This is a genomic window from Bacillus andreraoultii (assembly GCF_001244735.1).
GTDB classification, from domain to species: domain Bacteria; phylum Bacillota; class Bacilli; order Bacillales; family Caldibacillaceae; genus Caldifermentibacillus; species Caldifermentibacillus andreraoultii.
Genome location: NZ_LN868937.1, coordinates 2549657 through 2573567, shown reverse-complemented (window position 1 = coordinate 2573567; position 23911 = coordinate 2549657). Strand labels below are relative to the sequence as shown.

Annotated in this window: 24 protein-coding genes and 1 other annotated feature; of the genes, 13 read left to right on the top strand and 11 right to left on the bottom strand. The window is 35.3% G+C overall.

Annotated features, from left to right (window positions below; genetic code table 11):
* The first annotated feature begins 8 nt into the window (after positions 1–8).
* The 4 genes from spoVAE (at position 9) to BN2144_RS17505 (ending at position 1438) form a co-directional block, all read left to right on the top strand.
* Positions 9–365: a stage V sporulation protein AE gene (gene spoVAE / locus BN2144_RS17515; protein ID WP_033829513.1), complete on the top strand. Its 357-nt coding sequence runs from the start codon at positions 9–11 to the stop codon at positions 363–365.
* Between the two features lie 227 nt (positions 366–592).
* Positions 593–736, top strand: a complete 144-nt coding sequence (locus BN2144_RS19355) for a YjcZ family sporulation protein (RefSeq protein ID WP_075047854.1) — start codon at positions 593–595, stop codon at positions 734–736.
* Positions 737–884: 148 nt separating this feature from the next.
* A complete protein-coding gene (locus BN2144_RS17510) occupies positions 885–1142 on the top strand; it encodes a sporulation-specific transcription regulator SpoVIF (RefSeq protein WP_033829512.1) in 258 nt (85 codons plus the stop codon).
* Positions 1143–1237: 95 nt separating this feature from the next.
* Positions 1238–1438, top strand: a complete 201-nt coding sequence (locus BN2144_RS17505) for a hypothetical protein (protein ID WP_033829511.1) — start codon at positions 1238–1240, stop codon at positions 1436–1438.
* Positions 1439–1496: 58 nt separating this feature from the next.
* Here BN2144_RS17505 and BN2144_RS17500 read toward each other — a convergent pair whose 3' ends face one another.
* From BN2144_RS17500 to BN2144_RS17490, 3 genes are all read right to left on the bottom strand, one after another.
* Positions 1497–1931 carry a GNAT family N-acetyltransferase gene (locus BN2144_RS17500; protein ID WP_042338147.1) on the bottom strand — a complete coding sequence of 145 codons (435 nt, stop codon included), beginning with the start codon at positions 1929–1931 and terminating at the stop codon, positions 1497–1499.
* Between the two features lie 26 nt (positions 1932–1957).
* Positions 1958–2467: a YjcG family protein gene (locus BN2144_RS17495; RefSeq protein ID WP_033829510.1), complete on the bottom strand. Its 510-nt coding sequence runs from the start codon at positions 2465–2467 to the stop codon at positions 1958–1960.
* A gap of 299 nt (positions 2468–2766) precedes the next feature.
* Positions 2767–3489, bottom strand: a complete 723-nt coding sequence (locus BN2144_RS17490; protein ID WP_033829509.1) for an alpha/beta hydrolase — start codon at positions 3487–3489, stop codon at positions 2767–2769.
* Between the two features lie 189 nt (positions 3490–3678).
* Here BN2144_RS17490 and BN2144_RS17485 point away from each other — a divergent pair, with 189 nt between their 5' ends.
* Positions 3679–4539: a CvfB family protein gene (locus BN2144_RS17485; RefSeq protein ID WP_033829508.1), complete on the top strand. Its 861-nt coding sequence runs from the start codon at positions 3679–3681 to the stop codon at positions 4537–4539.
* 237 nt (positions 4540–4776) lie between these two features.
* Here the strand turns inward: BN2144_RS17485 and BN2144_RS17480 are convergent, their stop codons facing one another.
* Together BN2144_RS17480 and BN2144_RS17475 are read right to left on the bottom strand one after the other, a co-directional pair.
* A complete protein-coding gene (locus BN2144_RS17480; protein WP_230199704.1) occupies positions 4777–6438 on the bottom strand; it encodes an IS1182 family transposase in 1662 nt (553 codons plus the stop codon).
* Positions 6439–6609: 171 nt separating this feature from the next.
* A complete protein-coding gene (locus tag BN2144_RS17475; protein WP_033829507.1) occupies positions 6610–7536 on the bottom strand; it encodes a manganese-dependent inorganic pyrophosphatase in 927 nt (308 codons plus the stop codon).
* A gap of 423 nt (positions 7537–7959) precedes the next feature.
* Here BN2144_RS17475 and brnQ point away from each other — a divergent pair, with 423 nt between their 5' ends.
* A complete protein-coding gene (brnQ, locus tag BN2144_RS17470) occupies positions 7960–9324 on the top strand; it encodes a branched-chain amino acid transport system II carrier protein (RefSeq protein WP_033829506.1) in 1365 nt (454 codons plus the stop codon).
* 125 nt (positions 9325–9449) lie between these two features.
* On the opposite strand, the gene BN2144_RS17465 is transcribed toward brnQ, so the two are convergent.
* Positions 9450–9635 (bottom strand): hypothetical protein, encoded by a 186-nt coding sequence (locus BN2144_RS17465; protein WP_033829505.1) that lies wholly within the window; start codon positions 9633–9635, stop codon positions 9450–9452.
* Positions 9636–10512: 877 nt separating this feature from the next.
* Positions 10513–11706, bottom strand: a complete 1194-nt coding sequence (locus BN2144_RS17460; protein ID WP_033829504.1) for an MFS transporter — start codon at positions 11704–11706, stop codon at positions 10513–10515.
* Positions 11707–11971: 265 nt separating this feature from the next.
* Between BN2144_RS17460 and BN2144_RS17455 the strand changes: the two genes are divergently transcribed.
* Positions 11972–12703, top strand: coding sequence for a hypothetical protein (locus BN2144_RS17455; RefSeq protein WP_033829503.1), 732 nt, complete (start codon positions 11972–11974; stop codon positions 12701–12703).
* A 27-nt stretch (positions 12704–12730) separates the two neighbouring features.
* On the opposite strand, the gene BN2144_RS17450 is transcribed toward BN2144_RS17455, so the two are convergent.
* Positions 12731–13150: a hypothetical protein gene (locus BN2144_RS17450; protein ID WP_033829502.1), complete on the bottom strand. Its 420-nt coding sequence runs from the start codon at positions 13148–13150 to the stop codon at positions 12731–12733.
* A 75-nt stretch (positions 13151–13225) separates the two neighbouring features.
* Positions 13226–13870 carry an alpha/beta hydrolase gene (locus BN2144_RS17445; RefSeq protein WP_033829501.1) on the bottom strand — a complete coding sequence of 215 codons (645 nt, stop codon included), beginning with the start codon at positions 13868–13870 and terminating at the stop codon, positions 13226–13228.
* 364 nt (positions 13871–14234) lie between these two features.
* Between BN2144_RS17445 and BN2144_RS17440 the strand changes: the two genes are divergently transcribed.
* Entirely contained in the window at positions 14235–15050 is an 816-nt protein-coding gene (locus BN2144_RS17440; RefSeq protein WP_033829500.1) for a ZIP family metal transporter, read from the top strand.
* Positions 15051–15232: 182 nt separating this feature from the next.
* Here BN2144_RS17440 and BN2144_RS17435 read toward each other — a convergent pair whose 3' ends face one another.
* Positions 15233–15652, bottom strand: a complete 420-nt coding sequence (locus BN2144_RS17435; RefSeq protein ID WP_050632356.1) for a YuzC family spore coat inner layer protein — start codon at positions 15650–15652, stop codon at positions 15233–15235.
* 141 nt (positions 15653–15793) lie between these two features.
* Positions 15794–16378, bottom strand: a complete 585-nt coding sequence (locus BN2144_RS17430) for a nitroreductase family protein (protein ID WP_407638079.1) — start codon at positions 16376–16378, stop codon at positions 15794–15796.
* A gap of 156 nt (positions 16379–16534) precedes the next feature.
* On the opposite strand from BN2144_RS17430, the gene BN2144_RS17425 reads away from it, so the two are divergent.
* The 5 genes from BN2144_RS17425 to BN2144_RS17405 all read left to right on the top strand — a co-directional run bounded on the left by BN2144_RS17425 (position 16535) and on the right by BN2144_RS17405 (position 23722).
* On the top strand, positions 16535–17929 hold the full coding sequence (locus tag BN2144_RS17425) for an FAD-binding oxidoreductase (RefSeq protein WP_033829498.1): 1395 nt from the start codon (positions 16535–16537) through the stop codon (positions 17927–17929).
* Between the two features lie 335 nt (positions 17930–18264).
* Positions 18265–19749 (top strand): aldehyde dehydrogenase family protein, encoded by a 1485-nt coding sequence (locus tag BN2144_RS17420; protein ID WP_033829497.1) that lies wholly within the window; start codon positions 18265–18267, stop codon positions 19747–19749.
* 683 nt (positions 19750–20432) lie between these two features.
* Positions 20433–20658, top strand: a binding site (T-box leader).
* A gap of 198 nt (positions 20659–20856) precedes the next feature.
* Positions 20857–21933, top strand: a complete 1077-nt coding sequence (locus BN2144_RS17415; protein ID WP_033829496.1) for a bifunctional 3-deoxy-7-phosphoheptulonate synthase/chorismate mutase — start codon at positions 20857–20859, stop codon at positions 21931–21933.
* 257 nt (positions 21934–22190) lie between these two features.
* Positions 22191–23282, top strand: a complete 1092-nt coding sequence (locus BN2144_RS17410) for a prephenate dehydrogenase (RefSeq protein WP_033829495.1) — start codon at positions 22191–22193, stop codon at positions 23280–23282.
* A 128-nt stretch (positions 23283–23410) separates the two neighbouring features.
* Positions 23411–23722 (top strand): GGDEF domain-containing protein, encoded by a 312-nt coding sequence (locus BN2144_RS17405; RefSeq protein WP_033829494.1) that lies wholly within the window; start codon positions 23411–23413, stop codon positions 23720–23722.
* Positions 23723–23911: the final 189 nt, after the last annotated feature.

Genomic DNA, 23911 nt, shown 5'->3' with positions numbered 1-23911 from the left:
GGATTATTATGTTAGCGATGTTTTTTTGGGCTTTTGTCGTTGGTGGGTTATTTTGCGTGATTGGTCAGTTACTTTTAGACCTAGCAAAACTTACACCTGGACATACATTAAGTTTATTGGTTGTTACTGGTGCCATACTAGATGGTTTAGGACTGTATGAACCATTATTAGATTTCGCGGGTGCGGGGGCATCTATCCCGATTACAAGTTTTGGTAACTCTCTTGTGCACGGTGCAATGCAAGAAGCAGAAGCACACGGAATAATAGGGGTTATTACAGGTATGTTTGAAGTAACCAGTTCTGGGATTTCTTCGGCGATTATCTTTGCATTTATTGGTGCGTTACTGTTTAAAGCAAAAGGTTAATATCATGGTTCATAACTTTCATAGCGAACGAATAAATTCATTTATTTCAATAAAACTTGCCTTTTGTATAAGCATCTGGATTCAATGAGGAAAACCCATGCTCGTTGTCACATTTGTAAAAAGAATGGATTATAAAATTCATTCTTTTTATGGAAAATGCCCATACCAAATTCCCTCTCGTTACATAGTCTAAAATGTAGAATGAATGTGAGAGAGGTGAAGTTTATATGTCATGGGGATTTGGTGGCTACGGTTGTGGTGGCTGTAGTTACGGATATGGCTATGGCGGTTTCGGCTACGGTAGCTCTTTCGTGTTAATTGTTGTTCTCTTCATTTTGCTAATTATTGTCGGTGCCAGTTATTTATGCTAGTTGCATTTCAAAAGGATAGGCGCATACCTATCCTTTTTCACTTTTTAAGCATTACGTACAAACTACTGATAATAAGTAAAACGACTGAACCATTTAGAACCAATTGCATAAAATGAAAGTAGTTTGAAAGGGAGTGTGAGAACCGAGTATGGAAAATAATTTCTTTAAAAATGTTGAGAAAAAAACTGGTGTAAATATGAATGATATCTTTCAATTAGCTAATTCTTTACAAGGTGCAAACTTACAAGATGAACAAACGGTTCGGCAAGTAGTGCAACAAGTGTCAAGAATTGCGAACCGAAATATTCCTAAAGAAATGGAAGACAAAATTGTGCATACAATTATTAACGATGGGAAAAAACTTGACTTTAATACAATTGCAGAAATGATGAACAATAAAAAGTAAGGGGGCTCTCCTTACTTTTCTTTATTTATCCAGAGTAAAAATTCAAATATTTTTAATTTCTGTGGTATAATTAAGGTAAAGGGGGATGATATAAAATGATTCCCGTTTTACCCATATATTCATACAATCAATATGTGGAAAGAGTAGCAAGTGATCGAGATAAACAACGAACTGTTATAAGTGTGAACAAAACAAATAAGATTCAGCATGTGTTAACAGAACCTTATTTATACAACGAAAAGCATTCTTTTACCAATGATAAAGAAAAAGGTCGCTTTATCGATTTAATAGGATAATAACTATAAAAAAGGACAATCCTTATTATTTAGGAAAGTCCTTTCTTTTTGTTCGAAATTAATCAATTACTAATTCCATTGTTTTATGTGGAATGCCAGCATCCATAAATATGTCGGAAGTGATTACAAAACCTAGCTTTTCATAGAAGGTCAGGGCATGTGTCTGGGCCCCTAAAACTAGTTTTGAAACATCTCTGCTTTTCCCAAATTGAATGATCGTTTCCATTAATTCTTTTCCAGCACCCATTTTCCTGTATTCAGGTAAAATACAAATTCGCTCGATTTTCCCAGAATTGTCCACTTTTCGAAAACGGCCAGCCCCAACCGGTTTATCATCATCATTGTACATCACAAAATGAGTAGCTCGTTCTACTTCATCATACTGGTCAATTTCTTCTTCCACTGGTACTTGCTGCTCGTTGATAAAAACAATTTTACGTACAAATAATGCATCTTGTAATTGTTCAATATTTTTTGCTACTTCAATTCTCAAATTAGACACATCCTAAATTCCTGTGTTTAGTTACCTAAAATGAATGTTTCATATACATTCCATATTCCATTTTCCAATTGATACAGAAGATGGAAACGGTCGATTGTTTCCGAATGTTCAATTTTTTGTAGGCGTAATTGGCTGTACACATCGGCGTGTTCGCTATTTGACAAATCACGTCCAATTGTAATATGTGGAACAAATGCATATTCAGGAGGATTGCCGAAAAAGCTGGAATTAACGTCATTAAATAACCCTTCCAGTTCAGGAGTCGGCTCCACTTTTAAAAATATTACATTGTTGACAGGATGAAACGAGCTAATTTTGTTTGTTGTCAATGCAAAAGGTTGATGTTCTTTTGAAATACGATCTAGTTCCTTTGAGATTTTCACCAACTGTTCTTCGTTTGATTCGAACGATGCCTTTAGTGTCAAATGCGGTGGAATGAGTGAATAACTTGAATCGTAGCGCTTTCGATATGAATTCGCATAGTCCTGTAATTTCTTGGATGGAAAGATTACAATACCAACTTGCATCAGAATGACCTCCTTTTTGGTTTACCAGGAAAGTAGTATTTTTTTAGCTAATAGGAAAGTATAAATTTTCCGATTTCTACTTTCCTTGTGCGTAGCTACTACTCTTGCTTAAAGACTCGGATACCCGAAATTTCATTATCTTCTACCTTCCTATATGCTCGGCGAACGCTAGGCTCTCGTCTCGCCAAAGCTTGTGCGTCCCCGAGTTTTCTTTACTGTAAATCTTCATTCTTATATTATAACAAAAAAATGAAAAAAGAGAAATAAATTATTAGATAATAAAAAATATTTCGCGTAGCTTACAAATCCCAGAATAAATAAGAAAGACTTCTTTTTAAATCTTTTTGCCAATGTTTCCATGTGTGGTTGCCATGAAATTCGTCGTAAAAGTATGTCACCGCTTTTATAGATAAAATTTCATTCAACTCGCGATTTATAGTGAGAAAATTAGCTGTATTCCCATCTGTCATATCGACATTTGTTTCTTCCTTTCCTACGACATGGTAAATTTTTAAGTTATTCCAATTGGTAAACTTATCGATTGCTTGTCGAACATGATGATCGACATATGGCGAATGAAGCATCACCTTTCCAAAACTTCCAGGAAAATCTAGTGCTGTTAATAAAGAAATCGTTGCAGCTAATGAATCTCCTGCTAAACCTCTCCCATTTGGTTCAGTTACGACAGAATAATTTTGTTCGAGAAATGGGACAAGTTCTTTTATTAAAAATTGGCTATAATTTTTTCGCTTTGCTCCTTCAGGATGGTACTTTACTCTGCGATCCCGTATATTTATATAAGGGATTCCAAAAAAAAGTATCGGCTCAATTTCTCCGTTTTCAATTAATTCGTCTAAAGTTCTTGCAATCCTTCCAAGTTGAAAATAATCTTTCCCATCTTGTGCAATACAATATTGATATTGTTGTATTGGCGTGTACTGTGGAGGAAGATAGACGAGTACCTTAATTTCCTCCTCTAATTCATTACTATAAATAACAAAATCTTCTGTTGTACCTGACATGAAAAATCCCCCATCATTGTTCGTTCGAAATAATCTTATCATAACTGTTAGAAAAACTGGATTAATCTGCCTTATAAACATAATAAGAAAGTTTTTTTATTTCTACTGTATCTTTCTGTAAAACATTGTTAAAATCAAATAATCTGGTAAAAATAAAGTTAGGAAAGTAACGGAAAGAAGGAATAAAAAATGAGTTTGTTAGAAGCAGGAACTGTAGTTACGATGGAAGTAGCTCGTGAAGCTGAGTTTGGTCATTTTTTGACAGACGGGAATTATGACGTTCTTCTCCATAAAAGGGAGAGGACGGGTGAGTTAGAGATTGGTCAGCAAGTAGAAGTGTTTTTATACCAAGATAAGCAAGGAAGATTGTCGGCAACAATGACTATCCCAGAAGTTCAAGTGGGAAAATATGGTTGGGCTGAAGTTGCCGAGGTGAAAGAACATTTAGGTGTGTTTATTAATATTGGTATTAGCAAAGATATTTTAATACATAAGGATGATCTCCCTAAATTAATAACTGTTTGGCCAACGGTTGGAGGCAAAGTATATTGTAGGTTAAAAACGGATAAAAATGGTCGATTACTTGGGAAACTTGCGACTGAAAATATCATGGAAGAGATTTTTACATTAGCGAACCCTAGTGTATATAATAAAAATGTTACTGGAATTGTTTATCGAACTTTACATACCGGTACGTTTATTATTACTGAAGAAGGGTATCGCGGTTTTGTTCATGAAAGTCAGCGGGAAAGTGAACCTCGTATTGGTGAACAAGTTGAAGGTCGTGTTATTGATGTGAAGGAAGATGGAACTGTAAATATTTCACTATTAAAACGGGGTTACGAAAAGTTGGATGATGATGCTGAAAAAATATTTTCGTATTTGCAAGGTCGGAGAGGGAGTATGCCTTACTCGGATAAAAGTGAACCAGAAGATATTGAAAAGCGATTCAATATGAGTAAAGGGGCATTTAAACGGGCACTCGGACGTCTAATGAAAGCAGGCAGGGTTTATCAAAAAGAAGGGTGGACATATGTAAAAGAAAAATAGAAGTTTTTAGGAACATTCTGAGTAGAGTGTCCTTTTTTGGCTAATCGGAAAGTATAAATTTTCCAATTTCTACTTTCCTCGTACGTATAAGCACACAAGGAAAGCTCTAGCAGCATGACATCAAATCCGATAACCCCTCTTTCTTATCAAGCGAACTCTAGTCACTCGTTCGTCTAAAGGCTTGTTGAGTCCCTGAGTTTTCTTTATTGATAAACAGAAAAAGAGGCTGGGACATAACTAGCCAAAAGTAGTATATAAAAAGGTTCCAGGCAATAAAAAATTTGCTTGGAACCTTTTTTGTGGGGTTTTTCCATTTCTCGTCACTATTTTACCGCTGATGGCGGTGACTTTTCTCATATTCACCGCCATCAACGCAAAGGCTAATTCATTTTTCACTTTCTGTTTTCCTCTGACGGAAAAACGAGTGAAACCTAAATTAGCCTTCAGAAAACCGAACGCTGGTTCTACATCAATTTTACGTTTTCCGTAAATTTCACCAGTTTTCTCGTCTGAAAGCTTCGTACGTACATATTCTTTTTGGGACTCCCACTTTTCATTCATGTAGACTTTTCGGTTGTTCCCTTCTTTTGCTTTCGTGCATAAATCGCGGAGTGGACAATCCGAACAGTCCTCACACTCGTACACTTTAAATTCACGGGTGAATCCGTACCTGTCTGTTCGTTTGGAATGATGGCTAAATCGTACTTTCCGACCATTTGGGCACAGAAAAGTATCTTCGTCCTCATTATATTCCCAATTATCTACATGAAAAGCGTTGTCCTTATGCTTCTTTTTCTTCTCCTTTCGATATTGATTGTATGTAATAAGTGGCGTTCGATTTCGATTCTCGATGATATCTTCATAATTCTGTTCGCTACCATATCCTGCATCCGCGACAATGAATTCCGGAAGCTCGAAAAAGTTTTCTTCAATCGTGTCGAGAAAAGGAATTAAAGTGCGTGTATCGGTCGGGTTTGGGAAAACATCGTAAGCGAGCACATATTGACCTTCCGTCGCAATTTGGACATTGTAACCAGCTTTCAATTGACCGTTCTTCATGTAGTCGTCCTTCATGCGCATAAACGTCGCATCTGGGTCCGTCTTTGAGTAACTATTGCGATCACCGAAAATCTCCATATCGTTTTGATACTTTTGTATGCGAGTAATGAAATCCATCCATTGCTTCCGAGATTGTATGGGTAATTTGCGTTCGGAACGGAGCTTTTTCCGTTCACTCCCAACTTCAGATACTTCAATCTTTTTATTATATTCCTCGATTTTCTCGTCTAACTTTTCGACTACTTCTTCCATTTCTTTGACGGAAAGTTCCTCTTCCTTTTCTCGCTCTATTGCTGGGATGATCTCCTTCTCTAGCAGCTCATCATACAGTTGATTGGACTTTTCAATTAGCTTATCACTATATCTTTCAATGGACTTCCGCCATACAAAGGTGAACTTATTTGCGTTTGCTTCAATTTTTGTACCATCAATAAAAATGGCTTCCTCTTCAATCAATTCCTTTTCCACGAGCTGATTTCGGAACTGGACAAAGCATTCACGTAGGATGTTTTCAATGAGTGGATTAGAACGGAAGCGATTGATGGTGCGATAGCTAGGTTCATGTCCTTGAGCTAGCCACATCATGCGGATACTATCCTGTAATAAAGCTTCTATTTTACGGCCGGAAAACACGGATTGCGTATATCCACACAAAATGACTTTCAACATCATACGAGGATGATACGCGGGACGGCCGGTTTGTCGTATGAAGTCCTCGAAAGCTTCTTCGGGAATACTCTCGACAAGATCATTGATCGCAAAAGCAATATCGTTTTCTTTCAACTTAATTTCTAAATTTAGCGGTAAAACTACTTGATTCATGTTATAATGTTTAAACATAAGGGCACCTCCAAAATTATTGTTTCGTCACTTTAATTTTATCAAAAGGTGCCCTTTTTGTTTACTAGAATTGTGACAAAAAAGGCGTTGGGTCTACACTTTTTAGTGTAAGCTCCAACGCCTTAATTTTTATTTTACTGGAGTTTTGTCCCAGTCTCTAGAGTACTTTAATTATTCAGCTGCAGCTGTTAATACAGGAACAACTTGTTTTTTTCGAGAAACGACACCTTCTAAAAGAGCCGTGTTATTATCTAACGTAACTTGATAAGCTTTTTCAACAAGTGAAGTACTATTGCCAAGAGCTAATGCAACAGAATTACTATTTAAAATATCGGTGATAACTAACAGGAATAAATCTAAGCCTTTTTCATCAATAACTGATTGAATGGCAGCTTCTAATTCTGATTGACGATTTAATACATCCGCTGTATCGACCGTGTTAACTTGGGCAATAATTACTTTTTTTCCACCTATATCAAATGGTTTCGCATCAAGTGAAATTAATTGTGCTGGTGTTTTAGAAGACACATCTGCACCTGATTTAAGCATTGCCATTCCATATGTTTCTAATTCAACATTTGCAATCTCAGCAAGTTCTTTGGCCGCTTTTACATCTTCATCCGTACAAGTAGGTGACTTAAATAATAGCGAATCAGAGATAATTGCTGAAAGTAAAAGACCTGCAATACTTTTACTGATTGTTACGTTATTTTCTTTATATAATTTTTTAATAATTGTTGCAGTACAGCCGACTGGTTCTGCACGATAATATAATGGATCAGCAGTTTCAAAGTTGGCGATTCGATGATGATCAATGACTTCAAGAACTTTTGCATTTCTTATATCATCTGCGCTTTGACCTTGTTCATTATGATCAACAAGAATAACGCTTTCGACTTCGTTTGTGACAGTTTCAACAAATCTTGGAGCATCGATTTTAAAGTAGTCAAGTGCATATTGTGTTTCGCTATTAACATCACCAAGGCGAACTGCTTCGGTATTCATACCTAACTCTTTTTTTAATTCTGCATAGGCAATTGCAGAACAAATTGAATCCGTATCTGGATTTTTATGACCAAATACAAGAACTTTTTCCATTCTTACTTCATCTCCACTTTCTTCAAATTTCTTCTAAGTTAACATTAATATGGTACTCTAAACAACGAGAATTAACAATATTTTCATTGAACTTGTTGTAGAATTGTGTAAAAATAGGCGCTTAGCTCTTCGATAATTATAGCCAAATAATACAATAAATAAAAGCTAAAAACTTTTTTCGACAGAATTCTTTAAAATTCTCCAATGTTATGATATAATTTTTAAGGCTAAACTGTTAGTAATATTTGATGAATTCATTATTTGATAAAAATCAAAAATTCATTAAAAAGTAAAAAAACTTTACTGGAATTGTATATTAAAATATGATATAAATAAAACAATCATTCCCTTAATCAGATTCCGCTATACATTTTCTGAAAATTCATTATTAAAAATATATTAATTAGTAATTGGGAGGATAAAATGGAGAAAAGCAAAGTATTATTTTCAGAGTATTTAGTAATTGGAGTGATGTTATTTGCATTATTTTTTGGGGCTGGAAACTTAATCTTTCCTGCACAGCTTGGCCAGCTAGCTGGAGAAAACCTTTGGTCAGCAACGATTGGATTTTTAATTACAGGTGTAGGATTACCATTATTAGGTGTTATTGCTATTGGTTTTTCAGGATCTAGCAACTTACAAGAATTGTCTAGTCGAGTCCACCCGGTGTACGGGGTTTTATTTACTAGTTTACTATACTTAACGATTGGTCCGTTTTTTGCTATACCGAGAACAGCGACGGTACCATTTGAAGTAAGTATTTCACCACTTTTGAAGGATATGAACCCTAGACTAAGTTTAATCATTTTTTCTTTAATATTCTTTGCAATCACATTATGGTTATCATTAAATCCTAGTAAAATTGTAAATCGGATAGGGAAGTTGTTATCACCTGCTTTAATTCTCTTACTAATTGTATTAATCGTTATGTCAATAGTAAATCCAATTGGTGGTACTGGGAAAGCACAAGGTGAGTATTTAGCAAGTCCATTTGCGAAAGGATTTTTAGAAGGATATAACACGATGGATGCTTTAGCTTCATTAGTATTTGCTATTATTGTGATTAACGCAATTAAATCATTAGGTGTGAAATCTGAGCAGGGGATATTAAAAGCAACATTTAAATCAGGATTGATTGCAGCGTTTTTCCTCGGAATTATTTATATTGGTATTGCATATATGGGTTCAATTACGGTCCAAAAATACGGGCTGTTTAAAAATGGAGGTCCTGTACTTAGTCAAATTGCCTCACACTATTTAGGATCATTTGGATTAATTGTTTTGGCAGTTATAATGATTTTAGCTTGTTTAACAACGAGTATTGGATTAATAACATCATGTGCAGAATATTTTCATACGCTTATGCCGAAATTTAGTTATAAAGCATTGGCTGTTTTATTCTCTGTTGTATCATTTATCATTGCAAACTTCGGATTAGCTAATATTATTGCATATTCTATTCCAGTACTCATGTTTTTATATCCTTTGACAATTGTGTTAATACTTTTAACTTTCTTATCACCAATCTTCCATCATTCGCAAATTGTCTACGTTGGAACAATAGCTGTAACGTTTTTAATTAGTATTGTGGATGGATTCGTTGCTTTATGTAAATCACTGGAAATTGAGATGTTCGATTGGTTGAAAGTAATTGTCTCGTTTTATAAAAGTGTTTTACCTTTTTATGAACAAGGTCTAGGTTGGTTTATCCCAGCAATTATAGCTATTATTATTACAACACTAATTAGTAAGTTTTTTATCACTCAAGAAAAAACAGTTATGCAGTAATTATAGATTATGCTTCCTTAAGTAGAATTGGCACGAGTTGTTTACGTTTGTACGATTCAAACGGCTAATATAACAAATGAAAAATGACTACTGGTTCCCCATCCCAAGTAGTCATTTTTTCATATTTACTTTACGAGTTTTAATTGATGTTGATCGTTAGTGTCTGTTTTGGCAAGTGCTTGATAAATCCCAATCCCCATAGTAATGATTGTTAATACGAATAAAACGAGAGCACTACCATAAGAGCCAGTTAAACTAACAACCCAATAGAGAAGCATAAACATAGCCGATACTGTAAATGATAAATTCATATATAAAAACCCCTTCCAAATCGTGAAAATTGATAAATCGTTAATAATTTTGTCCAAGTTGTTACATTTCTTTGTCTATATTTTAAAGTGAATAATTGTTTTTGTAAAGCAAAATGATTCCGTTTTCATACACCTTTTTACGTATTTTAAAATAAGGTTTTTTTGATGAATTAGCTTGATAAATTGTGAGTTGGTATAAGCTTTAAAGATGAAAGTCTTGGAAAAATGATGGGAAATATGGATAGGGGAATGTATGATGAAAAAAGTTTATCATCCTTTCTTCATTATTGTAAGCATAGTCATATTCATTGTTCTTGTATCTGTAAGATAAATAGGTTCGATGACATAAAAGGTGATTTAAACCAAGTGCAAGTGCAAGCAAACACAACATAAATCTCGGTTTTTCAGGATATAAAGAAGAAGATTAATCATAATGAATACGAAAGTTTTCCTCCTAATTGATCAGTGGTATTTGTTTTTATGTTTTGAAGGAACATGTGCAAGGAGGGAGATTGCGAGAAGTTGGTTATAAATTTAATACATACTTGGATATTCTATATAATCAGTTGATGGCATCATTTGTTACAATATTCTAGTTGACATAAATTGTAGTTTTGGTATAATGAATAGAGTTTGTAAAGATATGTGTATCGATATCTGCCGGAAATTTGCGACCGATAAGCTTGTTCATTCGTTTTGTTTGCTGATAAATAGTTCCGAATAAGGCGAATGCACCGTTAGGAAGCGGTACTTATTGTGATGAAACAAATTCTAGGCTAAAAGAATTTTCCTGATTTAATTACTTTTTTAACAAACAATAAAACGAATATATAGATACAAAAAAAGGAAAGCGTATGAGCTCTCCTTTTTCCATTATTTATGCCATTAATTTCTTCTCGTTTGGTAAAAATGATGCGATTACCGCACCCAATAAAGGTAATAGTGAAAGAATTGTAAATACGGTTGATACACCTAACACATCTGAAATTCTTCCCATGAAAACTGAACCGATACCACCAGCACCGACACCAAATCCAATGGATAATCCAGAGGCGAGGGCTAAATTTTTTGGCAATAACTGCTGCATATACACAACACTGATTGAGAATGAGGATAAAACTGTAAAACCAAATAGTAACAATACAAGTACTGCTAAAAATCCATGAACATGTGGGAATAGTAAAGCAAATGGGGTTGCTAAAAACATTGACCCAACCATTAGCCGCTTCATTCCGATTCGATCAGATAACATGCCACCAATGAAAGTACCAAGTGCACCTGCACCAACGAAAATAAAGTTCAATATTTCAGTTTGTTCCAACGTTAAATGAGTTAAATAGAATGGTAGAAAAATAACAACCCCAACTTGACACCAAGAACGGAGTAAAATGACTGTTACAAGAAGAACAGTACCAGTTAGATGGTTTTTACCAGGTAATTCTTTCTTTTTAAATTGGAAATCACTCACTTTTTTATTTAACCATTTTAAAAGTGGAACTGTGATAAGTAGCGATACGAAGGCAATAGGTAATAGCCATATAAGCCCGTCAATTCCAGTAAATACGAGAAATAAAGGAATCATTAACGGACCAAAAGCTTGCCCTGCATTCCCTCCAACTTGGAAAATTGCTTGAGCTAAACTTTTTTTCGAACCAGAAGCAAAATGCGTTCCTCTAGAAGCTTCAGGATGAAAGACGCCAGAGCCGAAACCAGATATGGCAATAAAGATTAATAACCAAGTTAGATTTGGTGCAATCGCTGTTAATGCAAGACCAGTAATTGACAGGAACAATCCGACTGAAAATAGCCATACTCGAGGTTTTCGGTCACTCAACATGCCAAAAACGGGTTGAGTAATCGATGAAGTTAAGTATGAAATTAATACAATCAGAGTAGACTGCGTGTAATTTAAATGAAAGGCTTCTTTATACATAACAACGAGAGCAGGAACCATTCCTGTTGTGACAAGGTCATTTAAAAAATGAGAACCACTAAACGTGAATAGCGCTTGTTTATTAAACTTTGGTTCAGCTATTATATCGGCATGTTGCACTTTCATTTGACTCCCCATGAATATCACCTTCTAATTCAAACTTCAATTACGTTATAATTGATAAATTTCATTTTAACACATTTCTAATATTATTTTTAAGGGAAATTTTTTACTGTACATAGACCGGATCGATTTTTCGAGGAATTTGTGAAAAACTGTCGAACTTTTTTAAAAGGGTAACCGGATAATTTTGTCGAATAAAAAAATAAGGGACAAACTTTAAGGAGACGTGCCATTATTCACTGTAAATGACATGGGAAGATTGTAAAGGGGGAGTTAAACATTGTTTTGGAAGATTAGTGATTTTACGGATGAAATAAAAAAAGCAGTCGGCGATAAAAAGTTAAATAGAAAAACTGTCGATACATGGTTTAAAAAATTAGAGGATGACGGAATTCATTATGTGAACAGAACAGAAGATACGAATGAGAAAGTTTACGATGGACTTGATTTACAAATTGGTATATTTATTAAACGGAAACGTAATGAAAACTGGTCATTAAATGCAATATTTAATGAGATCCGCGATCAGTTTGATGTAAGACCTATTCCTATTGAAATGCAAGAAAATGATCTATCTCCATTACCGATTCCTCAACTTTCTAGCTTAATGCAAAAATTACATATAGGTAATATCAAGGAAGAACTTCTTACTGAGGTACGAGGTGCCTATGAGGAGGTTGCTGCAAGTCAGTTACAAGAATTAAAGTCATACGTTGATTCCATCGTGAAACGCCTGCCGCAAGAAAATATGGATGATGAGCGTGAAAGAAGATTTCAAGATTTAGTAGTAAGAAGACGGGTGGAATATCAATTGGAGAAGGAAGCCTTACTTTTATGGACTGCTAAACCATTCGATGAACGTTATAAAAAAGTTGGGTGGTTTCGTAAAGAAGAGGATATTACTAAGCGAGATTTGTTTGTAAAAGATTTTATTAACAGACATTTTTCTGAACGAATTAAAAGAGAAATGATTTATGAAGAAAGAGATAGTCGAGAAGAAATAACGGTATAAAAGAATCGGGAGTAATGTTTAGAAAACTCACTCCCTATTTGACTTACTTTTTAAAGGTCCATTCAAATAATAGTAGTGGAGAAAAGCTTCTAAACTACGATTCTCTGTTTTAAGGGACTCTGCATTTTTCATGGCCTTTTTAATTATTTTTGTTTCATGTTGATTTAACTCTGGACATTCAGGGTTGGTCTTCATCCATTCGAAATATTCTCCTGTATAAATAACGGCTTGTTTATAGCAACGAGGACATGTGAGTGGTTCATGATAGTTTGAATCAATAAGTAAATGAAGCTCTTCTTGGTACTTTCGATGGAATTTCCCACATGAAAGACATTCGTATAATGTATTAAACTCATCTCGTTCAATTTTTCTCAAACGAGTGTAATCCATAATTTTATAAGTAATGAAAAATGTTGAAAATAGGATAAAGATAAAGAAAATCCACATAAAATCATCCTCAAGTTTAAATGTTAGGATAAGGGGCGCCACTAGCCCCATTTCATATTCGTAACATAAGAGATGTCACTGTTTCAATGCTTCACTTAACCACGAACGGATATCTTCAAAATTTTCTTGTGTAACCCAGTGGCCAGCTGGATAAGATTTAAAGGTAATATTCGCCCCATGTTCTTTTAAATAGTTGTAGCTGGAAACACCCCATTGGAATGGTAGTACTGGATCTTGTTCTCCATGGGATAAAAATAGATGGAGATTTTGTAATGGTTGTTCTCGGTACTCATCTTGAACAAAACTCGGAATATATCCGCTTAACGCAACAACCCCTTTAATTGAATCACTCAACTTGATACTTAATGATGTTGCTAACATTGCACCTTGACTAAATCCGAGCAAATATACTTGCTTCTCGTCAATTGGGTACGACTGAATTGTGAATTTTAGAAAATCATCAATTTTATTTATCGTATCAACAAAGCTTTGACGATCTGGTTTTCCTAATTCTTCCATTCTAAAAAAAGCATATCCTGGTGGTTGAATAAATGGTCCACGAAGACTAAAAATAAACATTGTTTCTTGAAATCCTTCGACGAGTGGTAGTAAATCTTGTTCATTACTTCCCATTCCATGCATCATAAAAAGCGCTGGATATTTTTTGTTTTCCTTTAAGTAAGTTGGCTTTTTTAATTCAAATACAAATGGTGACTGCATGAAAACCTCTCCTTTATTGTCGCTTTTATGGCTCTCGTCCCACATAAGGCCCAAGCCATGCGTTTTCTTTATTTATATATAATAATCATAACAATATTATAGATAAACTGCCAATGATGGTTATGGATTGAAAAAAGTATAAATGATTCCATTTTTTTGATGAATGCTTGGAAGAAGAATAAATAAGGGAAAGTTAAAATCAACATAATGATAGGGGTGTATAATGAAAAGGGCACCATTTACAAGTGTAATTTTTAGAAAAATTGACAAGTGTTTAAGGCAAATCGTAAAATTTGACTAAGGGAAACATTTTAAGTCTTAGCCATATTTTTATAGATAAGAGGAAAAAGGAGACAAAATGATTATGGTTGATTTTTTTCAAAATTTACATCCAGTAGTGCAAACCCTTTTGGCAACATTATTTACATATGGTATGACGGCTTTAGGAGCTGGTTTAGTTTTTGCGACGAGGGGAATGAGTCAAAAGCTTCTCGATGGGATGTTAGGGTTTGCGGCAGGAGTCATGATTGCAGCCAGCTATTGGTCATTACTCGGTCCGTCGATTGAAATGTCGGAAAACTCAGGGGCTCTAGCATGGTTTCCTGCAGCCAGTGGTTTTTTACTAGGTGGAATATTTTTATGGGGTATTGATAAAGTTCTCCCACATTTACATCCGAATATGCCGATGGGCCAGGCTGAAGGATATCATCCAACTAGCCGAAAGAGGAGTACATTATTAGTTTTGGCTATCACATTACACAACATTCCAGAAGGGTTGGCGGTTGGGATTGCTTTTGGCGCAGTTGCGAATGGAACAAGTGATGCAACATTAGCAGGGGCTTTAGCTTTAGCAATAGGTATTGGTATTCAAAACTTTCCAGAAGGTGCAGCCGTTTCACTACCGTTACGGGGAGAGGGAATGTCGAAAGGAAAGAGCTTTTTCTACGGTCAGTTTTCTGGTTTTGTTGAGCCGATAGCAGCAATTATTGGTTGTATCTCTGTTACTTATATACAACCAATATTACCGTATGCATTAAGTTTTGCGGCAGGTGCAATGATTTTTGTAGTAGCTGAAGAAGTAATTCCCGGCTCACAAGAACGGGGGAATAAAGATCTTGCGGCGATGAGTTTAATGGTCGGGTTTACAATAATGATGATTTTAGATGTTGCATTAGGATAATAAATGGTTATGTATAGAGGAAAGCTGTCCCCTTTTTGTAAGCGGACAGTTTTTTTCTAATAGGAAGGCTCCAGCCGTAATACATCAAAGCCGAAAAACTCTTTTTTTTGGCGAACTCTAGTCTCATTGGTTGCCTAAAATCTCAAGCGTCCCTGAGTTTTTTTAAGATGTTAAATGGGATTCTACCACTTGAGGCCAACGAGCAATTGGCAACAATTTACTTTTTCTGTGGAATTATCTAATATAATTTGAATGGCAGTAGGGGTAAATTGGACATGAAAAGCAATTGTAATGCCAGTCGTACGAATCATTTCTTCTACTTTATTTTTATCTGAACGTTGTGCCGCATCCATAAGTTCATAAGCAAATTGTGATGAATTTACAATTTTATTCACAAATAATCTAGCTTGTTCCATTAAACGTTGAAATTGGTGAGCGGATATATCGAATTTTTCAATGTTAACTGGTGGAAATGGACTTTTTGTCATGTGTGGATTTTGCTGTTTTCGATAAGAAGGTGAATGACAAAATATCGGATAAAACATTTGTATCGGACTCAGAGGGCAGCAATATACAGGGAATGAGGTGGAGCGATTAATCACGACAATTTTCCTCCTTTGTAACTTCAAAATAATGAAATGTTACGTTATTTTATGTTAGTCTGCTTGTCACCGTTTATCTATCTTTTTATATAAAAAACCCGAGAAAGAAAATCCTCTTTCTCGGGTATGAATGAATAATATTTAAAAGGTTTTACCAAATTCTCCATCAAAAATTGATTCTTCTAATGGTCTACGTCCGTTTGGTTCTTCACGTTCTTGTAATTGTTTTGGTAAGTTTTCTCGATCGCTCTGGTAACCAATTGCAATACATGCTTGAATTTCATAGTTATCAGGAATTTCAAGAACTTTTCTTGCTTTTTCAAAATCAAATCCAGACATTGGATGTGTAATTAGACCACATTTAATCGCTTGTAATGAAAGAAAGCCCCAAGCTGTCCCTGCATCGAATGAATGGGATCTATTTTCTCCTCGATCATTTTCTTTTTCTGAAATGATGAGTGTAAGAACAGGTGCTTTTTTACACCAAGATAAATTAGACTCACTAATAAATGAATAAAACTTTTCTCGTGATTCTTTTGTATGGGCGATAATAAAACGCCAAGGTTGAATATTAAATGCAGAAGGCGCCCAACGAGCTGCTTCAAAAAGCGATAGTAAAATATCTTTAGGAATCTTCTGTTCTGAAAATGATCTTGGTGACCAACGATTAATAAAGATATCATCAATTTCGTGTGTGGGTTTTCTGAATTTTTTTACATCAGTAATTATCAAAAACATCACTCCTTCCATGTTATTGTAATATAAGTTACGAACATAATCAAAATTAGTTGAAAACGAGGGGTGTTTAAATCTTAAACATTCTATTCACATACTATTAACAATAGTTGTAGTATTATAAGAAATGAAGCTTTGTATGAGTAGATGGGGAGTGGGAATAAATTGAATAAGGTTGTGACTAATCAGCTGGTTGAAGAACTAAAGAATTTTTTAGATGTAGATCGGGTAAGTCAAAATTCAACTGTTCTAGAGCAACATAGTAAAGATGAATCCTATCATACACCGAGCTTGCCAGATGTTGTTGTTTTTCCAAAAACGAAAGAAGAAGTTAGTCAAATTATGAAACTGGCAACGAAATATGAAACAGCAGTTGTTCCTTTTGGCATTGGTTCAAGTTTAGAGGGACATGTCATCCCTTTAAAACATGGTGTGTCGATTGATTTTACACGGATGAATGAAATTGTTGAAGTTCGTGAAAAAGACTTATTAGTGAAGGTTCAACCCGGAGTAACAAGAACTCAGTTAAACAAAGCATTAAAAAAATATGGGCTCTTTTTTCCAATTGATCCAGGCGCAGATGCAACGTTAGGTGGTATGGCTGCCACCTCAGCTAGTGGTACGACATCTGTTCGATACGGTACGATGCGTGATCAAGTTCAAAATTTAGAAATTGTCCTTGCTGATGGAACGATCGTTCATACAGGAAATTTAGCGGTAAAATCCTCCTCAGGCTATCATTTAAATAGTTTGTTCGTTGGTTCAGAAGGGACGTTAGGCTGCTTTACAGAATTAACGTTAAAAGTATACGGAATACCAGAATTCACAATTGCTCATCGAGCGGTATTTACAAACTTTGAAGATGCTGTAGAAGCAGTTACGGTCATTCGACAAACAGGTATTCCAGTTGCTCGAGTCGAATTTGTTGATGTGGAATCAATACGTGTAGTTAATAAATTTGAAGGTACAAATTTTCCTGAGTTGCCTACATTATTTTTCGAGTTTCAAGGAAATAAGTCGGGGTTGATGGAAGATGTAAAATTAACGAAACAAATTTTAGATGATTTTCATTGTGTTGACTTCCTTCAAGAGACTGACAATGCTAAACGTAATCAATTATGGAAAGTTCGGCACAATATGGCCTATTCTTTTATCCATATGTATCGTGATCGGAAACTCATGTCGACCGATGTTGCTGTACCAATTTCGGAACTTGCAGGTGCAATAACATTTGGAGAACATATTTTAAAGGATAGTGGTTTACCGGGTGGAATTGTTGGTCATGTAGGGGATGGAAATTTCCATATTTGTTTAATGATTAATCCTAATCACTCTGAAGATATTGAGCGGGCTAATTACCTTAATGAGAAAATTGTCGAGTATGCATTAGCGAAAGGGGGGACATGTACCGGGGAACATGGCGTCGGAATTGGAAAAAAGAAATATCAACAACAAGAGCACGGTCAGTCACTTGAAATTATGAAAAAAATTAAGGCAGCATTAGACCCTAAAGGAATATTAAATCCTGGAAAAATATTATAGGATATGTAAAAGGCTTTATCCAAATTAGGGTAAGGCCTTTCATTTTTATAAGCGATAACAACGGTTAGTCCCCCAAAAAGGTAGATTTATAAGTTTATGTAATTGTAAAAACACCAATTTATTGTAGTTTATTGAGAATAAGTCGGTACCATATGTAATGTGAAAAATATTTGAGTGGTCTTTTAGGTGTGAAAGCAAATCAGTATTGTCTAACATTGTCGAAAGATTCCAAATAATTTTTATTGAAGCCTAAATAGAGGTGTGGTAAGATTGTGAATGTAAACGCTAACAAGTTTATTCCATCCATGATTCTATTATTGAAGGGGGAAGTGTGTATGAGCCAATTAACGATTCAATTGCTAGAAAAAGTAGAGAAATTTTTAACAGGTACAAAAAAGTTGTACATTAATGGTGAATTTGTTGAAAGTGCGGAAGGAAAAACATTTGAATGTTATAATCCTGCTACAGGAGAAGTGTTGGCTACTGTGTATGAGGCTGGATTAGAGGATATTGATCGAGCTGTAAAAGCAGCTAGAGTTGCTTTTGATGAGGGTCCATGGTCGCACATGAACGCAGCAGAAAGAAGCCGACTCATGTATAAACTAGCAGATTTAATGGAAGAACATCGTGCAGAATTGGCTCAACTAGAAACACTTGATAATGGAAAACCGATCCGTGAAACATCAAATGCAGACATACCGTTAGCAATCGAACATATGCGTTATTATGCTGGTTGGTCAACGAAAATTGTTGGTCAAACAATTCCTGTTGCAGGACCATATTTTAACTACACAAGACATGAAGCAGTCGGAGTAGTCGGGCAAATTATCCCGTGGAACTTCCCATTACTTATGGCTATGTGGAAGTTAGGGGCAGCTCTTGCCACTGGTTGTACGGTTGTTTTAAAACCAGCTGAGCAAACACCACTTTCGGCTTTATACTTAGCTGAATTAATTGATGAAGCAGGATTTCCAAAGGGTGTTGTTAATATTGTCCCTGGATTTGGTGAGACTGCCGGTCAACCTTTAGTTGATCACCCACAAGTTGACAAAATTGCTTTTACTGGTTCTACCGAGGTAGGAAAATCTATTATGCGAAATGCATCAAAAACATTAAAAAGAGTGACGCTAGAATTAGGTGGTAAGTCACCAAATATTATTTTACCAGACGCTGACTTAACACGTGCCATTCCAGGTGCATTAAATGGCGTGATGTTCAACCAAGGTCAAGTATGTTGTGCTGGTTCCCGTGTTTTCATACAGAAAAAAAATTATGATAACGTTGTAAGTGACATGGTTAGCCATGCGCAAAATATTAAACAAGGTTTTGGTTTGAAAGCTGATACAGAAATGGGACCACTAGTCTCAACTGAACAACAAAACCGTGTGTTAGGATATATTGAGAAAGGCTTAGAGGAAGGTGCTGAGCTTCTCACGGGAGGAAATAATCCTTTTGAACAAGGTTATTTTGTCGAACCAACAATTTTTGCAAATGTTAATGATGAAATGACAATTGCGAAAGAGGAAATTTTTGGACCAGTTATATCAGCTTTACCGTATGAGGATCTTGATGATTTAATCGCTCGTGCAAATAATAGTGATTATGGATTAGCAGCTGGTGTGTGGACACGAGATGTCGGAAAAGCACATTATATTGCTAGTAAATTACGAGCGGGTACGGTATGGGTGAACTGTTATAATGTGTTTGATGCAGCTAGTCCTTTTGGTGGTTTTAAACAATCTGGTTTTGGTCGGGAAATGGGATCATATGCATTAAATAACTATACTGAAGTAAAAAGTGTATGGGTATCGATGCGCTAAAAGATTGACCACTGGGGAATTCTCCAGTGGTATCTTTATGCTAATAGGAAGAGGTTGAATCAAGAGTATTGATATATCAAGGTTATAAAACTTGAACCGGGGGCATTCGGAAATCAAAATCCGACTTTCTGGATAGCCCCTTCCAATACGCAAAAGCGCACAAGGAAGGCTCTTGCATCATTACAGCAAAGCCGAAAATTTCTCATTTCGGCGAAATACGGTTCTTGGGTGCTTAAAGGATCTAGCGTCCCCGAGTTTTCTGGGCTACCATGGAAAAAAGGCTGTTTCACTCGTGTAGGTGCCCGATTTGTGGTAAAAAGGACGCAAACGGTCATCTAGAATGGTTCTAGTCGCCCAAATTACGGTACAATTGGTTGAAATAGTCATCTAGAGCGGGTATAAACGTCCAACTCATGAATAATCGAATGGAACTGATCATGTGCCACATCCACACATGCACACCTAAATATTCAATCAACAAAAAACGGACAAGCCCATTCATACGAAACTTGTCCGTTGTGTTATTCTTATTAAAGGGTCAAAGAAGTGTGTTTTGTTCGAATAATCACTGATTCATAGCCCGAATTATATAACTGTATAAATTTATAAAAATATTTTAATAATAACCATTGACATATAATCGAAATCAATTTATAATTCAAAACAATAACAAAAATTGATGCAAAAAGGCGAAGAAAGGACAAAAGTAATGACTTATCTCCCTATTATAGAGAGCTGATGGTTGGTGGGAATCAGTATAAAGATAAGCATGAATTACAATCCCGGAGCTTCCTTTTTCTTTCAACTATCAGAAAGGAAGAGGACGGTCATTTATCGTGATCGTTATGGAAATGAGTGGTGGATTATTTCCACAATTAGGGTGGTACCGCGATTATAATCGTCCCTGTTGTTTTTACAACAGGGACTTTTTTGTTCTAGAGGGGAGTGATTAATAAAAATGCGAATGGATGGAATGAAAATTTATTCTTGAACTTTACTAATTTAAAGAGGTAAACTTATTATTTGGGTATTATTATTCTTTTAAACTGTTAAATACTATAAATATATATTTTTATAGATAAAACATAATTTTAGGAGGAGTTATACATGAGTTCACAACATTTATCAAATTTACGTGATCGGATTGACCAAATCAACTTGCAAATTTTAGAACTATTAAATGAACGCGGGAAGATTGTTCAAGAAATTGGAGAAGAGAAGAAAAAACAAGGAACGAATCGGTTTGATCCAGTACGTGAACGTGAGTCCCTTGACCTAATTCTAAAATATCATGACGGGCCTTATGAGGTTTCAACAATTAAACATATTTTTAAAGAAATTTTTAAAGCGAGCCTAGAACTTCAAGAAACAGATTATGAAAAGACATTACTCGTTTCTAGAAAAGCACATCCAGAAAATACAATTGTTAAGGTTGGTACCGAAACAATTGGTGACGGTGTACAACGTTTTATTATGGGTCCGTGTGCTGTTGAGTCTTACGAACAAGTTCGACAAGTTGCTCTAGCTATGAAAGAACACGGATTAACGTTATTAAGAGGTGGAGCATACAAGCCACGTACTTCTCCATATGATTTCCAAGGTCTAGGTGTGGAAGGTTTAAAAATTTTACGTGAAGTTGCTGATGAAGTTGGTATGTCAGTCGTAACTGAAATTGTCACCCCACAAGATGTTGAACAGGCTTTAGAATATGTTGATGTTATTCAAGTTGGGGCACGTAATATGCAAAACTTTGAATTATTAAAAACAGTCGGTAGTGTGAAAAAACCAGTATTATTGAAACGTGGACTTTCTGCAACGATTTCTGAATTCATTAATGCGGCAGAATACATCATTTCACGAGGAAACAATCAAATAATTTTATGTGAGCGTGGAATCCGGACATATGAAAAAGCAACAAGAAACACATTAGACATCTCAGCAGTTCCAATCTTGAAAAAGGAAACACATTTACCGGTTGCAGTTGATGTAACACATTCTACAGGAAGACGAGATCTTCTTCTTCCCACAGCAAAAGCAGCTTTAGCTATTGGTGCTGATTTAGTAATGGCAGAAGTTCACCCAGACCCAGCTGTTGCATTATCTGATTCATTACAACAAATGGATATTCCTCAATTCAACGAATTTATCAATGAACTTGAATCATTCAAAGCAAAACTTGTTTAATGATTTTAAAAAAACAACATTGGTCCAATAAAATAGGAGTCGGATTCATCATTTTAATCCGGCTCTACCTTTAGCAATAGGAAAGTGTAAATGTTCCAATTTCTACTTTCCTTGTGTACTTAAGAATACAAGGAAGGCTTCGAGTATTGCATCCAAGCCAAAAAACTCTGGCAAGCTTAAGTCTCTCGTTTCGCAAGGGCTTGTTGTGTCCCTTGATTTTTCTTTAACTGTGCAGCCATGAAAGCAGGTGTTAAATAGTGAGAAAAAGAGTACTTTTAATAGGAACTGGACTCATCGGTGGTTCAATTGCTCTTTCGATTAGAAATACGAATGAATCTTTAATCGTTGGATTTGATATTAATAAAGAACAAGCTCAAAAAGCATACGAGCTAAAAGTCATTGATCAAGTTGTCGAAAATATTCAATTGGAAGCTGAACTAGCAGACCTTATTATATTAGCCTCACCTGTAGAAGAAACGATTAAAATTATGCAACAATTAGCTAGTTTTCAACTGAAAGAATCGGTTCTGATTACAGATGTTGGCAGTACAAAAAAAAATATAATGAATTTAGCAAATGAACTGTGGAATGGAAATGTAACGTTTATTGGTGGTCATCCAATGGCTGGTTCCCATAAGACTGGTGTTGAAAGTGCTAAAGCTCACCTATTGGAAAATGCCTTCTATGTTTTAACGCCCCAATTATGTACGTCTTATGAAAAAATTGAAGAATTAAAACAGTGGCTTCGAGGAACAAAAGCTAATTTTCTTGTATTGGATCCAAATGAGCATGATTATCTTGTCGGTGTTGTCAGTCATTTTCCACATATTATTGCAGCCGGCTTAGTTTCGCATGTGAAAAAACATTCTAGTAAAAACCCATTTATTAGTATGTTAGCTGCTGGTGGATTCCGAGATATTACGAGAATTGCATCTAGCAGTCCACGAATGTGGAAAGATATTGTGTTACAGAATCGAGAAAATATATTAACATTGCTCGATGATTGGGAGATGGAGATTAAGAATATCCAAAGTATTATTCAAACAGGAAATGAGCATATTATTACTAAGTATTTTGAAGAAGCAAAAGTTTATCGTGATGCATTACCAGTTCGTTCGAAAGGTGCAATACCAGCTTATTATGATTTGTACGTTGATGTGATTGATAAAACGGGTGCAATCGCACAGATTACTGGGTTGATTGCTAGTCAAGAAATTGATATTACGAATTTAAATATAATGGAAGCAAGAGAAGGATTGCTCGGTGTGCTCCGTGTAAGTTTTCAAAAGGAAGAAGATTTAATTAGAGCTCGTCAAGTGTTAGAAGAACATGAATATAAAACATATTAAAGATGAATTGGTACCTATAATAGCTGGGTGCCTTTTTGTTTGAGATATTTTTTAAATATTGTATTACAGTAATAAAGTCCTATGTTTCCTGTGTTTTCCGGATATAGTATAAATCGGGGGAATGCCTAATGTTTCACTATTTTTTGAGAAATCTCCACTTCCATATTATTGAGACATGGATTGAACGATCTAATAAAGAGCATTGGTCTATGTCAATGGTCAATTTTGATCTTGACCATTTTAAAATGATTAATGATACATGGGGTCATGTAAGAGGGGACGAATTATTAAGACAAATTGCAGAGTTGGTAAGTAAGATCATTCGAAAAACGGATTTATTTGCAAGACATGGCGGGGAAGAGTTTTGTATCGTTATAGAACGATGTGATTTATCGGGTGCTGCTAATATTGCAGAAAAAATTAGGCGACATTTAAGCTGAATGTGTTTTTCCAGTCGTTGGAAAACAAACGGAGAGCTTTGGTGTTGCGGAAAGAAATAAAAATGAATCATTTAAAGTTGGTATAAAAGAACTGACGAAGCTTTATATATTGCGAAAAAAATGGCAGAAATTGTGTAGTGAATTGGAGAAAGTTTTGTTACAAGAGACTCCGGAAGAAAGATAGACTGG

Excerpts from the sequence above, each read along its gene's own strand:
- spoVAE (WP_033829513.1), top strand. The coding sequence starts at position 9 with ATGTTAGCGATGTTTTTTTGGGCTTTTGTCGTTGGTGGGTTATTTTGC.
- BN2144_RS19355 (WP_075047854.1), top strand. The coding sequence starts at position 593 with ATGTCATGGGGATTTGGTGGCTACGGTTGTGGTGGCTGTAGTTACGGA.
- BN2144_RS17510 (WP_033829512.1), top strand. The coding sequence starts at position 885 with ATGGAAAATAATTTCTTTAAAAATGTTGAGAAAAAAACTGGTGTAAAT.
- BN2144_RS17505 (WP_033829511.1), top strand. The coding sequence starts at position 1,238 with ATGATTCCCGTTTTACCCATATATTCATACAATCAATATGTGGAAAGA.
- BN2144_RS17495 (WP_033829510.1), bottom strand. The coding sequence starts at position 2,467 with ATGCAAGTTGGTATTGTAATCTTTCCATCCAAGAAATTACAGGACTAT.
- BN2144_RS17490 (WP_033829509.1), bottom strand. The coding sequence starts at position 3,489 with ATGTCAGGTACAACAGAAGATTTTGTTATTTATAGTAATGAATTAGAG.
- BN2144_RS17485 (WP_033829508.1), top strand. The coding sequence starts at position 3,679 with ATGAGTTTGTTAGAAGCAGGAACTGTAGTTACGATGGAAGTAGCTCGT.
- BN2144_RS17480 (WP_230199704.1), bottom strand. The coding sequence starts at position 6,438 with ATGTTTAAACATTATAACATGAATCAAGTAGTTTTACCGCTAAATTTA.
- BN2144_RS17475 (WP_033829507.1), bottom strand. The coding sequence starts at position 7,536 with ATGGAAAAAGTTCTTGTATTTGGTCATAAAAATCCAGATACGGATTCA.
- brnQ (WP_033829506.1), top strand. The coding sequence starts at position 7,960 with ATGGAGAAAAGCAAAGTATTATTTTCAGAGTATTTAGTAATTGGAGTG.
- BN2144_RS17465 (WP_033829505.1), bottom strand. The coding sequence starts at position 9,635 with ATGAATTTATCATTTACAGTATCGGCTATGTTTATGCTTCTCTATTGG.
- BN2144_RS17460 (WP_033829504.1), bottom strand. The coding sequence starts at position 11,706 with ATGGGGAGTCAAATGAAAGTGCAACATGCCGATATAATAGCTGAACCA.
- BN2144_RS17450 (WP_033829502.1), bottom strand. The coding sequence starts at position 13,150 with ATGTGGATTTTCTTTATCTTTATCCTATTTTCAACATTTTTCATTACT.
- BN2144_RS17445 (WP_033829501.1), bottom strand. The coding sequence starts at position 13,870 with ATGCAGTCACCATTTGTATTTGAATTAAAAAAGCCAACTTACTTAAAG.
- BN2144_RS17440 (WP_033829500.1), top strand. The coding sequence starts at position 14,235 with ATGGTTGATTTTTTTCAAAATTTACATCCAGTAGTGCAAACCCTTTTG.
- BN2144_RS17425 (WP_033829498.1), top strand. The coding sequence starts at position 16,535 with ATGGGGAGTGGGAATAAATTGAATAAGGTTGTGACTAATCAGCTGGTT.
- BN2144_RS17420 (WP_033829497.1), top strand. The coding sequence starts at position 18,265 with ATGAGCCAATTAACGATTCAATTGCTAGAAAAAGTAGAGAAATTTTTA.
- BN2144_RS17415 (WP_033829496.1), top strand. The coding sequence starts at position 20,857 with ATGAGTTCACAACATTTATCAAATTTACGTGATCGGATTGACCAAATC.
- BN2144_RS17405 (WP_033829494.1), top strand. The coding sequence starts at position 23,411 with ATGTTTCACTATTTTTTGAGAAATCTCCACTTCCATATTATTGAGACA.